General features: G+C 54.9%; 10 protein-coding genes, 1 pseudogene and 1 CRISPR repeat array. Of the genes and pseudogenes, 2 read left to right on the plus strand and 9 right to left on the minus strand.

All coding sequences use genetic code 11. The features are described 5' to 3' along the window. The first annotated feature begins 139 nt into the window (after nt 1-139). Nucleotides 140-1,162, plus strand: a complete 1,023-nt coding sequence (locus tag FRY97_RS07950) for a helix-turn-helix transcriptional regulator (RefSeq protein ID WP_147166920.1) — start codon at nt 140-142, stop codon at nt 1,160-1,162. A gap of 808 nt (nt 1,163-1,970) precedes the next feature. On the opposite strand, the gene FRY97_RS22305 is transcribed toward FRY97_RS07950, so the two are convergent. Continuing rightward, the gene (locus FRY97_RS22305) at nt 1,971-2,144 is read right to left on the minus strand and encodes a hypothetical protein (protein ID WP_170254547.1); all 174 of its coding nucleotides are present in this window, start codon (nt 2,142-2,144) and stop codon (nt 1,971-1,973) included. A 569-nt stretch (nt 2,145-2,713) separates the two neighbouring features. After that, nucleotides 2,714-3,109, minus strand: a complete 396-nt coding sequence (locus FRY97_RS07960) for a hypothetical protein (RefSeq protein WP_147166921.1) — start codon at nt 3,107-3,109, stop codon at nt 2,714-2,716. 396 nt (nt 3,110-3,505) lie between these two features. Next, nucleotides 3,506-4,190: a CRISPR direct-repeat array (repeat unit 37 nt; unit sequence ATCAGAGTCCCTATCCAGTCCAGAGTAGGATTAAGAC). A gap of 1,196 nt (nt 4,191-5,386) precedes the next feature. Between FRY97_RS07960 and FRY97_RS22945 the strand changes: the two are divergent. After that, nucleotides 5,387-5,488, plus strand: a pseudogene (locus tag FRY97_RS22945) (PD-(D/E)XK nuclease family transposase); the annotation flags it as partial. 229 nt (nt 5,489-5,717) lie between these two features. Here FRY97_RS22945 and FRY97_RS07965 read toward each other — a convergent pair. The 7 genes from FRY97_RS07965 to FRY97_RS08000 form a co-directional block, all read right to left on the minus strand. Next, nucleotides 5,718-8,519, minus strand: coding sequence for a bifunctional aconitate hydratase 2/2-methylisocitrate dehydratase (locus tag FRY97_RS07965; protein ID WP_147166922.1), 2,802 nt, complete (start codon nt 8,517-8,519; stop codon nt 5,718-5,720). A gap of 395 nt (nt 8,520-8,914) precedes the next feature. After that, nucleotides 8,915-10,474 (minus strand): bifunctional serine/threonine-protein kinase/formylglycine-generating enzyme family protein, encoded by a 1,560-nt coding sequence (locus FRY97_RS07975; RefSeq protein WP_147166924.1) that lies wholly within the window; start codon nt 10,472-10,474, stop codon nt 8,915-8,917. Between the two features lie 5 nt (nt 10,475-10,479). Then, the gene (locus FRY97_RS07980) at nt 10,480-10,869 is read right to left on the minus strand and encodes a Dabb family protein (RefSeq protein WP_147166925.1); all 390 of its coding nucleotides are present in this window, start codon (nt 10,867-10,869) and stop codon (nt 10,480-10,482) included. Nucleotides 10,870-10,964: 95 nt separating this feature from the next. After that, nucleotides 10,965-11,645 carry an ABC transporter ATP-binding protein gene (locus FRY97_RS07985; RefSeq protein ID WP_147166926.1) on the minus strand — a complete coding sequence of 227 codons (681 nt, stop codon included), beginning with the start codon at nt 11,643-11,645 and terminating at the stop codon, nt 10,965-10,967. After that, on the minus strand, nt 11,632-12,558 hold the full coding sequence (locus FRY97_RS07990; protein WP_147166927.1) for an ABC transporter permease: 927 nt from the start codon (nt 12,556-12,558) through the stop codon (nt 11,632-11,634). The genes FRY97_RS07985 and FRY97_RS07990 overlap by 14 nt, the downstream gene beginning before the upstream one ends. Nucleotides 12,559-12,731: 173 nt before the next feature. After that, nucleotides 12,732-13,883: a hypothetical protein gene (locus tag FRY97_RS07995; RefSeq protein WP_147166928.1), complete on the minus strand. Its 1,152-nt coding sequence runs from the start codon at nt 13,881-13,883 to the stop codon at nt 12,732-12,734. Between the two features lie 148 nt (nt 13,884-14,031). Continuing rightward, nucleotides 14,032-15,165, minus strand: coding sequence for a fatty acid desaturase family protein (locus FRY97_RS08000; protein WP_147166929.1), 1,134 nt, complete (start codon nt 15,163-15,165; stop codon nt 14,032-14,034). Nucleotides 15,166-15,446: the final 281 nt, after the last annotated feature.

Consider the following 15,446-nt stretch of genomic DNA (forward strand, 5'->3'; position numbering starts at 1 on the left):
TTTTACGACTTTTATCGCTCATTGTTACACAACTTTACATTTTTTTCTGCGGCACAATTTATCATCTTGGTATATCAATTGGTGATATTCAAAATGAGATTCCTTATTTTCACGCCCTGAGCATAAAATATTAGGCGAAATGAACCAGGAAATGATGTTCAGGATAAGGGTCATCGACAGCTGCCTGAGGAAGAGCAGCTATCAGTGGACCCGCGAAACGCTTGCGGCTGCCTGCAATGACCAAGCCTGGGAACACCTTGACCTGGATCGCAATTATACTGTGCTCACTGTTTCCCGCGACCTGAAAAGGATGAAAGCGGAACCGCCCGCCGGGTTCGGCGCACCGATTGAATGGGACGCCAAGCACAAAACCTACCGGTATGCTGATGCCTCCTATGTGCTCGACCAACTGCCGCTGTACCAAGAAGATATCCACCTGCTGGAAGAAGCGCTGGGGCTTATCCAATCTGCCCCTTATTTCGAACTGGACAAGGGTCTGTCGACGCTCGCCGACCGCATCGCAGAACGATTGAAGCTGAAACGGGCGCCCGCTGAGCTGCCGGCAGTCGTGTTCAGCCATTCACAACAGGTAAAGGGGCAGCAATGGGTTTCAGGGCTGTACGAAGCAGTGATCAAAAGGCAGTGCATCGCATTGCAATACCAACCCTTTGAAGAGCCCGCTACCCGGCAGGTGGTCAGCCCGTATATACTGCGGGAATACAACCGCCGGTGGTTCCTGATCGGCTACAGCCACAAATATCAGAAGATCCGCACCTTTGCCCTTGACCGCATTCAGCATGCAGAGCAATATTTGTTGCAACAGTTTTACCTACAGCCGGGCTTCCACCCTAAACGCTATTTTGACCCGGTGATCGGGGTGAGCATCCCTGAAGGCCGTCAGTTGGAGGAGGTCCGTATCAAAGTGGCCCCGCTGCGGGCTAAATACCTGATCACCAAGCCCATCCACCACTCTCAAAAGCTGCTGGAGCAGACAGCCGCCTACGCCACCCTCTCTATCCGGGTAATCCCCAATATTGAATTGGAGCGGCTGCTGCTTTCTATGGGAGAGGATGCCGTGGTACAGCAGCCCTCTTGGCTAAGGCAGCAGATCGCGGAAAGACTGAAATTGGCAGCAGGCCAGTATATGGAGGGAACGCAGTGATACGCCCCCCCCTCTACCCCTCAGCCTTGTTGCCGGCACGATATCCCCCAATCTTGAAGCCTACCGTATGGCATTTCCATCCAACTGCCACATGGCCAATTGACCGCCCGCCCCCTGTCAGGAAAATGGGGCCTACCCCCGCCTAACGGCAGGGGTCGCTATGCTCCGGGGCTCGCTCTTCGCTCGGCCCTGTCGGGCTTGCCACCCCTTCGCAGCGCTAGTCCAATCCTATTGTAAACCCGATGAGGCTGCAATAGCTAGGCGTAGCCCGATCCTGCAGCGGCGCAGGCATTACACGAAATCACTTGGGCCATAACCGCCTTGCCGGTCCTCCCCTCTCGCCCCTGCCGAATCCCCCTCTAGGAATTCAATCTTTTCAGCAATTTTATAGTTGTGATTGTCCACCTTGGCCGGGATGTGAAATAAGTCGAACAGCGCCCAGATGCCCAATCCGCCAATAGTAATCTAATATATATAGTTCTCCAAGGCGAGATTAATGCATTTTGACTTGCTCTTTTTTCCGCTCGCTGCGTTGAAAAGCCTCGCCGTAGCTGAGGCTATGCCTGCGTTTTTCGCCTTGCGAGCGAAAAAAATACCTGCGTCAACTTTGCACAAATCCTGCCTTGGAGAACTATAGGATCTGCAGCCCCCACCTTCCAAGGTAAGCGTAGTGGCAGCCAATGAGGAACCAACACAGGTATGCGGTCCCTGTAGATTTCATCTGCGACATCAAATAGTACTTGCTCATGATGTATGTTTTGGTGTTAAATATGAATAGCCACGGCCTGCTAAGAGGCGCGTAGGTGTTCTAATGGCTTCTCTTTAGGCCGATGTAGATGGTTGGGCCGTCTTGTTCACCTGTGAGGGCAAGGCGGACGTACCGGTGATCCTGACTGCAGGTTTCAATCCGTGCGAAATACAGGTACGCTTCTTCGCCTTCGGGCATGACCAGCATTTTCTGGCCGCGGGTGATCTTGTACATAGAGCGTGTTGGGACATTAGCAATCGGTCTGCAAACTGCAGTTTTTGGTTAGGCAAGGCACATAAACCTTTGGCCAGCAACAGGAATGAGCTACAGTGGCACAATGCAGCTACAAGGGCCTGCCCCTGCAAATCATTTGACAAATATCTCATTGGTGATAGACATAACAGGATGGTGGATTTGAATTTTATCAGCTTTCGCCCTTCAGCCCACTAAGGTGCCGCCGGCCGCTACGCGAAAAAAGAGGCCATGCGGGTACCGAATAGCGAAGGGGGCAAATGGGCAGTTGTACAATAATCAGCCTCTTGTATGGCCATAGCCCAAAAGGCGCAGGCTTCGGCCTCCTGATGGCAGCGGACTAGCGCTGCGAAGGGGTGGCCGAAGGCCAGACCCGACGCCTGTAGGGCGAGGGGCCGAGCGGGCAGCGAGCCCCGCAGCATAGCGACCCCTGCCCTCAGGCAGGGGTAGGCCCATCTCGCAAAGCAAACAGAGGCCCTCTCACCAGCAGGACAACCTGACTGAAGGGCTTTGCACATTGCCGCCCTGCTCTTGTCTCGTGCCATAGGGGCTTAGTCCCAGATGAAATAGGCCTTGCCATCTTCCGGGAAAACCAGCGTGATGTCGGCATATCCCCAATCGCCGTACATCCTCCATTCGGTGGGAGAAATGATGACGTACCTGTTGTTGTACTCCTCTACCAGGCCATTCAGCGCCCCAGGGTCTTCCGGGATAATGAATGTAAGCGCACAAACATCCTCATCGTCAAGCAGGTACATCACACTCGACCGTTCCATCTCAACCCTGATGAAAGGGCGGCCGCCATCTGTCGCCCCATCTTCCAGCTGATAGGTGGGGTCAGAGAATTCTTCGCGTATTTCGTCCGCTGTACTCCCGAGCCGGGACTGAGCAAATGCAAAGTTGGCGCAAAAAAAAGCCGCGGCCAAAACAAAAAGCTGCTTCATCATCAATAGATTTTGGTTTTCGGTTTGCGGATCATAGCGATCCCTTGTTTCCGGGGCAAAGGTGGACCGCCATTGTATCATTTAGTGATACTCTGAAAGCCTGCCCTTGCTCTTTCTGATCTTTCTAGAGGGCCGTATACAGGCAGGACGGGGGCGGCTGCGGGCTAGGCCAGAAAGGAGCGCGGGTCAGCTTGGAGAAAATTCTGCCGCTGAAGGGAACAATTGGCAGAAAAAAGCTGTATATTGCTTCAGTACCGATGAGGGCAAACGGCCCTTGTTTGGCTTTCTTTTTAGTATTTTGCACAGCAGGTTTTGCAGAAAAAACCCTTGTTAAAAAGTGTTAAAATTCTCCGTTCTTTGACATCAACCCGTTCATTTTCAGTCAATTGCAAAACATGCATCAGAGTCCCTATCCAGTCCAGAGTAGGATTAAGACTTCAACGAACTGTTTGTTAGTCAGAACGTTGTACTATCAGAGTCCCTATCCAGTCCAGAGTAGGATTAAGACATTTCCCATCAAAGATGGGAAAAGATGCAATGTAGGATCAGAGTCCCTATCCAGTCCAGAGTAGGATTAAGACATTGCTCGCAGTTCCAAACGTAGAGCTCTGACGCATCAGAGTCCCTATCCAGTCCAGAGTAGGATTAAGACTCCCGCACAGGTGGGTGTTGTTATTTTCAAGCATAATCAGAGTCCCTATCCAGTCCAGAGTAGGATTAAGACCAAATATCCCTCACTGTAAAATCAGCATCGTGAATCAGAGTCCCTATCCAGTCCAGAGTAGGATTAAGACACCTATTTTCATGCGCTACAGCCACGAGCTTTGCAATATCAGAGTCCCTATCCAGTCCAGAGTAGGATTAAGACGAGAACATCCCGTTCTCCTCGGTATACTATGTGAATCAGAGTCCCTATCCAGTCCAGAGTAGGATTAAGACACAAGAAAGGACAGTGGGTAGATTTCTTTACTTTCAATCAGAGTCCCTATCCAGTCCAGAGTAGGATTAAGACTTGCTGTCGATGTCCATTAACTTTTCTTTTGGTTTATCAGAGTCCCTATCCAGTCCAGAGTAGGATTTCCCGCTCAAGTGACACTAAGGCTCCTTCGTCGCCAAGTGTCACTAAAAAGCGGGACTGCACAGCGCCAAGCTATTGCCATACAGCTGTGCAGAAGATTAACAAAACCACAATCAACAAAGCAGCTGACGCGCAGCGGCAGTCCCGCTCACCAAAGGCGTAACCCCTGACCGGCCACCGCAAAAAGCGCCAAGCGGGATCCAGAATGAGCGAGCGAAATTGGGCGCCAGCCCAATCGAATGCCCAGTGGGCATTCGGCGGAGCGAACCGCGACAGCGGTACCGGGCTTTCCGGGCGGTTCTGAATACAATTAGTATCAGTCCAGATCTGTACACCCTGAAGTCCAGATAAAAGGAAAGAGCAAGACTGCACAGCGCCAAGCCATTGCCATACAGCTGTGCAGAAGGTTAACAAAACCACCATCAAAAACCAGCTGACGCGCAGCGGCAGTCCCGCTCACCAAAGGCGTAACCCCTGACCGGCCACCGCAACAAGTGCCAAGCGGGATCCAGAATGAGCGAGCGGAGTTTAGCGTTAGCTAAACCAAATGCCCAGTGGGCATTTGGCGGAGCGAACCGCGACAGCGGTACCGGGCTTTCCGGGCGGTTCTGAATACTATTTGAATCAGTCAGAAATTACACCCTGAAGCCAGCACAAAAAGAAAAAGCAAAATTGCACAGCGCCAAGCCATTGCCGTGCAGCTGTGCAGAAGGTTAACAAAACCACCATCAAAAACCAGCTGACGCGCAGCGGCAGTCCCGCTCACCAAAGGCGTAACCCCTGACCGGCCACCGCAACAAGCGCCAAGCGGGCAAGGAGAGGCGCAGGTATAATCTGTTTTCAGGGCTAAATTTTAGTCCTTGGGCAAAGCAGTGCCAGGGCAGTGCCATGCTGCCAGCCGTGATCAGTTGCAGAGCATGGGCCTAAGTTGTGCAGGCGGGCTTTTGTTGGCCGGCAGGGTGCCGGCGGTATACATCTGGCCTTTGTGGCAGCAGGGGCATTTGCCGGCAGCCTTGCCGAAGAGGCACTGCTTGGCGAGGGCCCTGCGCTGGCATTGGCCTAGCGCTGCGAAGGGGCGACAGGCCTGATAAGGCCGAGCGAAGAGCGAGCCCCGTAGCATAGCGGCACCTGCCCGTTGGGGCCTTCCTTGCGGCAGGGGCAGGCCCCCCAAAAAACGACAATCTGGTTTGCGCCCAAACAACATGGCACTTCAAGGAAAATACATCAACCCCTTTAGGGGCTACGGTTTCAAGAAGCTGTTTGGGACGGAGATAAACAAAGACCTGCTGATCGATTTCCTCAACTAGGTGCTGCCGGAGCGCCATCATAGCCAGGACTTATCCTATACCCGTTGAAGCGTTCAGCGCAAAGGGTGCAAAACAAACCCTCCACAGCCGTTCAGAGAGCAAATATAGGCTAAAGCCGGATGGCAACAGCCTATAAAATGAAGGGGCGCAACCCGGCTATTGCCAGATCGCGCCCCTTCATTTTACCGGTTGGAAGCCACGCTTGGCTGCCCAACCTGCTGCTGTCCTAGAAAGACAACAAATGCTCAGGCTTCGTGGTCATATCGCTGCTTGGCGGGGCAAACTGCGTCAGCTTGATGCCCTTTACAGCGTACTTGTACTCCTCCATCGTAGGCGTCCTGCCCAAAATAGCAGAAAGGACGACAACGGGCGTGGAAGCAAGCAGGGACTCCCCTTTCTTGCGGTCCGAATCCGCTACGACACGGCCTTGGAACAAACGGGTGGAAGTCGCCATCACGGTGTCCCCTTTCTCTGCTTTTTCCTGGTTGCCCATACAAAGGTTACAGCCCGGGCGCTCGAGGTACAAGATGTTCTCGTATTCCGTACGGGCTGATGTTTTTGGGGCGTTGTCGTCAAACTCAAAACCGGAGTACTTCTGCAGGATTTCCCAGTCGCCCTCTTCCTTGAGCTCTTCAATGATATTGTAGGTCGGCGCCGTCACCACGAGCGGGGCTTTGAACGTGACCTTACCGTACAGCTCCTCCAGGTTGCGCAACATCTTGGCAACGATTTTGATGTCTCCTTTGTGCACCATGCAGGAACCGACAAAACCAAGGTCCACGGCTTTCTCCCCACCGTAGTAGGACAGCTCGCGTATCGTATCGTGGGTATAGCGTTTGGAAACGTCTTTGTTGTGCACGTCGGGGTCCGCGATCATCGGCTCATCAATGATGCTCAGGTCTACCTCAAACTCCGCGTAGTACTTTGCATTCTCGTCCGGTGCCAGCGGCGGCCTCTCGCCAGATTTGATCTCCGCTATCCTTTGGTCCGCTTTGTCGATAAGGCCTTGCAGGACTTGCTGCTCATTGTCCATGCCTTTTTCAATCATGGCTTGAATCCGGCCCTTGGCGATCTCCAAAGATTCGATGAGCGTATCCGGCTGCGAGATGCAGATAGAGGCTTTCGCTTTCATTTCTGCCGTCCAGTCGGTAAACGTAAAGGCCTGATCAGCCAGCAGGGTACCGATATGGACTTCAATAATCCGGCCCTGGAAGACATTCTCCCCTTTAAAGTGCTTGAGCATCTGAGCCTGAGTGGCATGCACTACGTCGCGGAAATCCATGTGCTCCGCCATTTCCCCCCTGAAGGTCACCTTGACCGACTCCGGGATGGGCATAGAGGCCTCCCCTGTGGCCAGCGCAAGGGCCACGGTGCCCGAATCGGCACCAAAGGCGACGCCTTTGGACATACGGGTGTGGGAATCCCCGCCAATGATGATGGCCCAATCGTCTACCGTGATGTCGTTCAACACCTTATGGATGACGTCCGTCAGCGGGGCATAGCCGCCCTTGGGGTCCCGCCCGGTAATCAAGCCAAAATCGTTCATAAACTTCATCAGCCTTGGGGTGTTGGCCTGCGCTTTCAGGTCCCAGACCGAAGCCGTGTGGCAGCCCGACTGATAGCCGGCATCAACGATGGGGGAAATTACCGTTGCGGCCATCATTTCCAGCTCCTGTGAAGTCATCAGCCCAGTGGTATCCTGTGAGCCAACGATATTGACATTGACCCTCACATAGGAGCCTGCATGCAGGGTGGCGCCTGAAGTGCCTACCGCATTTTTGTTGAAAATCTTTTCCACCGCAGTCAGCCCCTGCCCCTCATGGGAAACTTCTTTGGAAGGCGCGTAAACGGGCGGGACATCAATGCCAAGCGCCCCCGCGGCGAAGGTCTGCAGTTTTTTGCCAAAAACAACAGCGTAAGACCCTCCTGCCCTGATGAACTCCATCTTTTGCGGCGTAAGGGCAGAAGAGATATCGATCAGTTCTCTGCCCTCGCTGTCGTAAAGCTTTTTGGTTTTGGTGTTGATCGTAAGCACCGTGCCGGTGTCCACCGAGTACATCTGCTTCAGCACAGGCTCCCCGTCCTCGTCCACCACCAGGTTGCCAGCCTCATCAAACTGCTTCACCCAATTTTTCAGGTCCAGCCCAATCCCGCCGGCCACACCAACGGTGGTCAGGAAAATAGGCGAGATGCCATTGGTGCCTGCAACGATGGGCGCGATATTGATAAAAGGCACGTAAGGGCTGGCCTGCTTTCCGATCCACAGGGCCACATTATTGACCCCCGACATACGGGAAGAGCCAACGCCCATTGTGCCTTTCTCTGCCAACAGCATGACCCGCTTGTCAGGGTGGGCCGCTTTCAGGTCTTCCAGGGCTTTTTGCTTTTCCTCATCAAACTCGAACATGCACTGCCCGTGCAGCTCCCGGTCTGCCCTCGAGTGGGCTTCCTTGCCCGGAGAGAGCAGGTCGGTAGAGATATCCCCTACCCCAGCTACGAAAGTGACGACTTTGATCTCTTCTTCCACTTCTGGCAGCTGAGTGAAAAACTCAGCCTTAGCGTAGCTTTCCAGGATGCCCTTGGCTATTGAGCTGCCACCCTGATGTGCTGACTCCAGGCGCTCCATATCTGCCTCGTACAGGAATACTTGTGTTTTCAAAACTTCAGCAGCTTGGGCAGCAATGTCGGCGTCCTCACCCAATGCCAGATCGAGGAGCACCTCCACAGAAGGCCCGCCTTTCATGTGGGACAGTTGCTCAAATGCGAAAGCTGGAGTGATCTCCTCTACCACAGCCTTGCCAAGTATGATGTCCTTGAGGAACTGAGCCTTTACGCCAGCAGCGCTTGTCGTGCCCGGCAGCACATTGTAAATGAAGAAGTTAAGGGAGTCCTTCCGGTGCTCATGCCCTTCGTCTTTGATCTGCCCGATGATCTCGCCGAGCAGCCCGGCATCGTCAATGGGCAATGGGTGCAGCCCGTTGGCTTCCCTGTCGATGATCTGCTTTAAGTATTCGCTGTATAAACTCATTTAAATGGCCTTTTCTGGAAAGTTTTCTAAAAAGATTGGGGGCTAAAAGTACGTTTTTTTCTTATTCCAAAACGCCGTTAGCGCATTCCCATAACTCAAAAAACCTACATTTTACGAAGGGGAAAAGCGCGCAAACCCAATCGGCGTTTTTTTTGCCTGAAGGATAGGGGCCTGCCCCTGCCGCAAGGAAGGCCCCAACGGGCAGGTGCCGCTATGCTCCGGGGCTCGCTGTCCGCTCGGCCCCTCGCCCTACAGGCGTCGGGTCTGGCCTTCGGCCACCCCTCCGCAGCGCTAGGCCAATGCCAGGCTAAAGCCCAAAAAGCAGGAACGCCTGCGGCAGTTCTGGCCCACGCCCGGGGAAGGGCGCCCTCCTGCTGCCCGCCCGCCTGTGGGCCTTAGGGAACCTTTGGCAAAGGCGAGGCAGCAAGACGGAACCCAGGAGCCGTGCTGCTGCTCATGCCGAACCGGAAGGCAACCCGGCAGAAACTGGGCTTGGACTCATAGCTGCCGCCCCGGAATACATGACTAGTGCCAGCAGGCCGCCCTTGGGGGTTGTGCAAGGGCGAACTGCTGTAATAATCTGCAGCATAGGTGTCTGAGCACCATTCCCATACATTCCCGCTCATATCGTAAAGCCCGAGCTCGTTTGGTGCTTTGAGCCCTACCGGGTGTGCTTTGCCGCCGCTGTTTTCAGCATACCAGGCTACACGGCCCAGGTCATCGCTGCCCGAGAAGGTATAGCCCCGGCTTTGGCGGCCGCCCCGGGCGGCGTACTCCCACTCTGCTTCAGTAGGCAGCCGGTATTGGCCGCCTGTCATTTCATTGAGGGCATGTAGGAAAAGCCGGCGCACGTTCAGCCAGCCTACCCCCTTTACCGGGCACTCCGGGCACCCCTTGAAATGCTCAGGGCCGCCTCCAACTACGGCCGCCCACAGCGCCTGAGTCACCGGGTAGCGGCTGATCCAAAAGCCGTCCAGCGCTACCTCGTGTACGGGCGTTTCCGGGCCTCGGCAGCCATCGCCCTGCTCAGCAGCACCGCCCATCATAAAAGTGCCCCCCTCCACCCATACCATATTGCCCGCCAATTCTTGTACCGCCTTGGGCATTGCTGAAGGCATCTGTGGCGGGAGGGTGCGCTGCACAGCCAGCGTGCTTTTTACAAAAGGGCTACTTACCTCCCCCTTTGGCCTTGGGGCACAGATCCTGGCGCCGGGCTCTTTTCTCAAGACATTGGCAAGGGTGCCGCACCACTCCTCTGGCAACCGCGACAAATCGACTGCCCCGCCCTGCTGTATGGCAGGCCGAACTGCCGCCGGGGCCGCCTCAGCCAAGCCATAAGGGAGCTCCCCGGTCAGCAGATAGTAGAACGTAGCCCCCAAGGAATAATAGTCGGAAGCCGGGGTCAGCGGCTCGGTATTGGAGCGCTGCTCCGGGCTCAGGTAGCAGGCAGTGCCCGTTTGGGCCAGTGGCGGGGTTGCCGGGGACAGCCCAAAGTCCAAAAGCCCTAGCCCGCCAAACTCAGTAAGGAAGAGGTTGGAAGGCTTGATGTTGCGATAAAGCAGCCCACGGCGATGGGCGTAGTTGAGGGCCTTCATGGTATCTGCCCACAGGCGTGCAGCCAGATCCAGGCTCAGCGGCCCCTTTTCCCGGACGTACGCCCCGAGGTCCTGCCCGGTAAGGTACTTCAAAAAGAAAGCCGGCCGGCCCTGATGCTCCGTGAGGTCAAATGCCCGTTCGATTAAGGGGTGGACAACCTTCGACAGCAAACGCGCTTCCTGCTCGAAGCGCTGCCGCAGGCTCTCCTCCGCGCTGTACGCCGGCTTGAGTATTTTCAGAACTGCAGGATATCCGGGACGGACTTGGGCAAAGAACACTTCTGACAGCTGCCCCTCTCCTATTTTATGCCTGATCTCATGCCCGAGAATGATGTTGCCTTCCATATTATTCAGGTGCATTTGGGTTAGCGGACAGCGTCAAAGATTTGTATTCGGCTCCACATCCCTTTGGTCTTTTCGATGAACGCCAAGTGGGCCGGCTCTTTTTGGTAGCTATCGTGGCCAGCCTGATTGTCAAAAGTCACAATGAGGCAAAAGTCGTAAGAATTATCTACCACGGGCCGGTCGGTGCCAGCGGGCGTGCCGATGTACATCCGTTTGGCGTAGGCGGAGGAGCGGATGAAGGCCTCCATATCTTGGCGGAAAGCAGCTTTGCCAAGTTCGGTCTGCCCCTCCATCCAAAACAGGACGATGTGGGCGAAATCGCCTTGGATGGGCTTTGGCTGCCTGAGGGCAGCACAGGAGGAGGACAAGAGCAAAATGGCAAGAAGGGCGGAAAAGGGCTGCTTCATCATCTGGAGTTTGGCTTAAGGTAACAAGATAAGAAAAAACGTTTTCCCAACTTGAGCGGCTATTGCGCTGCCCTCTCCCTGAATGCACAGGCAGCAGGCTATTTCAGCTCCAGCTGATCAATACGGCTGCCTATGGTCACCGCCTTCATCTCCGCTTCCAAGCTGCTGAAGCCGCTGCGCCCCGCAGTCTGCAAAATGCGCCCGCTTCGCAGCAAAGATATTTCATCGCATACTTCTGATAGGGCAGCAAAAATATGAGAAGAAATAATCACCGTCTTGTTGAGGGCACGCAGCCTGCTGATGACCTCCACGATGACCAGATTGCTTTGGATGTCCACCCCGCTGAAGGGCTCATCTAAAATCAGGACCTCATTTTCCTGTAGCAGTATAGCGGTCAGGGCCAGCTTTTTCTTCATGCCCGTAGAGTAGGACGAAGCATACTGCCCCAGCGGCAAGCCAAATAAGTTTTTGCTTTCCAGGCCCGCTATTTTTTTCTGACGGGCGCTGGCCATCAGGCGGATGTACTCCTCGCCTGTTATCCTTGGGAAGAAGAACGGCTCCGCTTGCAGGAACCCCAAGTGCCCTTTGAGGCTGTCATACTCAGAATGGATCGTGCCAGTATAGGGCTCCAAGCCTGCTATGCACCGGAAAAGGGTCGTTTTGCCAGCTCCATTCTCGCCAGCGACCCCATGTACCCGCCCCTTTTGGAACGACAGGCTGACCCCATCCAGGGCTTGTTTGCGGCCATAGCTTTTTGACAATTGCTCAATGCGTACCATTCAGGAAAGGGTTGAGTTTTTCGATAGACTTGGCATATAAAAACGGGATGATGCCGAGCAGAGCCGGGGGGAAGAAAAAGGCAAGGCCCAATAGCACCCCCTGCGGCAAGCTCTGCGCTGCGGGGTAGGCTGAATACTTGGCCAAAAGCGCAGCGGCCAGATAGAGCAGGGTGAGCAGATAGATGCCCAACAACACGGTGGTCTGCTCAGGGAAACCGGCCAGCAACGGAATAAGGATGGGCACGCTTATGGCCGTAAAGTGCAGGCCGCAGGTTTTCAGCTTCCTGTACAGGAACTGACGCGGCGTAGCCCTGAAGGCCCAGACATAATACTCGTTCTCTGGCTTGGCGTAAAAGGACATGCAGACGAAGCCAACTAAAAGCTGGGAGAAAGCGCCTAAGTTGAAATTGCCCACACCCACCGCCATAAATGCCAGAAAATAGGCGGCGCCCACAAGCAGGAAGTTCTGCCTGAAACCTGCTGCAAACTCGAAGGGCTGCCTCCCAAAAGGGGTCGGCAATACAAAACTGCCTACTGCCCGGAAGCGCAGCAGGGCCAGGGCAGCTGCAGCTAGGGGAAGGGCAAGGGCCAACAAGTAACAGCCGTGATGCAGCAGGGCGGGCAAGAACGGCAAGGCGCAGATCAGATTTTCGGACGCCCTGAGCTGCCAATACCTCCTGCGGCTGAAGGTAGCGCGCAGAAAATCGTTACGCTCTGATCCGCCTAAGCGGGAAACGAGGCTGAGCGCAAGCAGTACATAGAGGTAGCCGGCTAAGGCCGTTTTGGCAAACAGGATACCGGTAACTGCCAAAAAACCAAGCCCTATTGCTACATAAGATGCCCATAAGGGTATGCCCATCTCAAGCAGCCGCCGGTTGAGCATGCTGTGCTGTAACAAAAAATAATCCTTCAACAATTGCGTCTTTTTAAACTGCTGGCCTGCGGAAAACAGGGCCTGCCAGCCCCTGTTTCCCAACAGCACCAAATATATTCAATTTCCAGGAACTGCCCACGGTTATGCTCCGGCGCTGCCCCCTCCTCACGGCAGGGGCAGGCTCAAAAAACGGCAACCTGGTTTGCGCCCGCCTACTCGTAGCCCCTCAGCTGCTGCTTCAGCTCTTGCTCCACTTCCGCTGCACTGAGCCCTAGTATCTCCCCGCAAAGCTGCACAATAGCCTCATAGCTGCCTGATTGCCCTCTCATGAGCTGATTCAGCCCGGCATCGCCCTTGGCATTGTAGACGGCTTCGCAGGCCAGAGCGCCACCGGGGTAGATCGCAGGGTAGCCCCTCCACTCCACATCGCCGTTCAGTATGTTCTCCAGGGTGTAAGCAGGGCGGCTACGGTGGTCATGCGCCAGCTTTTGCATCAGGCTGCGGTAGGCTTCGGGGTCTTCTCTTGTCCCCAAAAAGGTGGCCAGCCCCTCCTCTATCGCCTGCCCCCTGCCCTCATTGCCGGGCAACAGCTGGTGCACCAGCTCGTGGGGATAATGCTCATCTCCTTTGCTGGTGAGGATCATCCCCTCCCTGGCCTTGCCGGTAGTGATGCCCGTGAAGTAGTAGTCGAAGTTCTCGAGCTCGCCCATCTCGTCGGGGCCGCTGGCCAGGTAGAACTGAAAAGGCTTATCGTAGCCGGGGTTGAAACGACGGACTATACGCTCACAAAAAGCAGCCGCCTCTTGTGCCCGTGCGGCATTGAAACCATGGCCCGGCGGGAAGACGTACTCCACGAGCCCTACCTGCTTTTTCTGCCAACCTGCCGTCTTTTCCCAAAGGTAGTTGCCGAGCTTCCACTCGCCCCCTTCTCTCAAAGCCACGAGTTTGTGGATGCACCATACCTTGGAGCCTATATAGGGGGCCTCAGCGGAAGGGTTCGAGTACAGTACCCGGATATGGTACTGCCCACGGTGCGGCTCTACGGAAAGGGCAAAAGGGGTGTACACCCGGAACAACGCTGCGCTGCTCACCCCATTGTAGATGCTGGCCCGCGAAAAATCAAAGTCCTCATAGGCTGCTTTCTCTGCAGTGTTCCAGTGGGGATTGTCGTAGATGGAGTCTGGCCGGGAGTTGAGGTAGCTCTCATAAAGAGCGAGCACAGCACGGACATCGCTCCGTGCTGTGTCCACCCGGGCACTGACCTGCAGTCGGACGGCCTGTGGCTTTTGCACATCGCTCACATTGCTCCCGCCGGGCGCTGCCTGGCAGCTGAGAAGGAGAAGCGCAAGGGTTAGGCGTTTCATCTCTTAGGTTTTGGTTTATTGCACAGCCCCTAAACTACCCTTTCCTGCCTGAACGCACAAATGCACAGTACAGGGCACCCCGCAAAGGGCGATAGCCACGCCTATGCCCTCTGCCCAGCGCAAAAGGCCTGCCGCCTCCCTTAGAGCGCTAAGCCGTCATCTGCTTAGCCGCCCCAACGCCTTCACCGCTGACATAGGTATCGGTCCCCAGCTTGTGCAGCAGCCGGAAATGGCTCTTTATGGCCCCTGTGAAAGTAGGGTGCTCGTGGTAAGGCAGCCCATACTCCCTGGCCGTTGCTTTGACAATCTTCGCGATCTGCGGATAGTGGATGTGGCAAATCCCAGGGAAAAGGTGGTGCTCTACCTGGTAGTTCAAACCGCCAAGGCACCACGAGAGCAGCCGGCTGCCGTTGGCAAAGTTGGAAGTGGTCATCAATTGGTGGACAGCCCAGCTGTTCTCCACACTGCCCTCCTCGTCCACTTTGAAGAAATGGGTCTCTTCAATGACGTGCGCAGGCTGGAACACCAATGCCAGGATCAGCCCACAGATGAAGTGCATCATCAGGAAGCAAAGCAGGGTCTGCCACCAGGCAAAAGGGAGGATGACAATGGGCAGCACCAAAGTGATGGCCAGGTACCAGCCTTTATGGAACAAAATGGCCGCCAACGTGCGGGCAAAAGACTGCCCCTGTGCCTTGAGCAGCCCGCGCTTGTGGTAGCCGAACAGCTGAACGTAGTCTTTTACAAAGACCCATACCAGGGTCATCAGCCCGTACAGGAATGGGGCGTAGAAAGCCTGATAATAGAACCCGCGCCGCGCCGGCTGATCCGGAGAAAAACGCATGACCCCTTTCTTGATGTCCTCGTCAAAATCATGGACATTGGTATACGAATGATGGAGCACGTTGTGCTGAATCTTCCAGTTGGTGTGATAGCCCCCCACCAGGTTGATCAGCCCGCCAAGGGCCTGGTTCACTTTTGGATTGGCGGAGTAGGCACCGTGATTGGCATCGTGCATCACGCACAGCCCGATACCGGCCATCCCCAGCCCCATAACCGCCCACAATAGCACGATCAATGCAGCAGACTGCAGCCCTCCGAAGAGGAGCATAGCGAGCGGGGCAACGTAAAGTGTTACCATAAAAACCGTTTTTACGGCCATCTGAACATTAGCATGCCGGTCGATCTGTTCGTCCTCAAAATACTGGTTGACACGGCGGCGAAGCTCCCGGAAAAACGCTGGCCGGTCGTTCTTGTTAAATCTTACTGTTGATAAATTCATGAAAGCTTTTTAGATGATACAAGGCGTAGTGACAGCTATCCCAAACCGGCTCACATCCGGTTGGCGATAGGCTTTGCAGTAGAGGTAATGGGAAAAAAGGCTTGTGGCTGTTGTGTTCAGGCGGGCTAAAAGCTATAGCATTTGCCACAAGTTAACGCTTTTTGGCCAGCAATAGCCCTGTAAACCAAGATTTGTGCAATTGAGGCGCAGCGGAATATTGAGCTGACAGGCTATGCCGCCTTCAGCGGGCGGTTCATTTCAGCCCCGGGCTGGAGGCCATC

Origin of the sequence: Phaeodactylibacter luteus, from assembly GCF_007993045.1 — a bacterium.
GTDB lineage: Bacteria > Bacteroidota > Bacteroidia > Chitinophagales > Saprospiraceae > Phaeodactylibacter > Phaeodactylibacter luteus.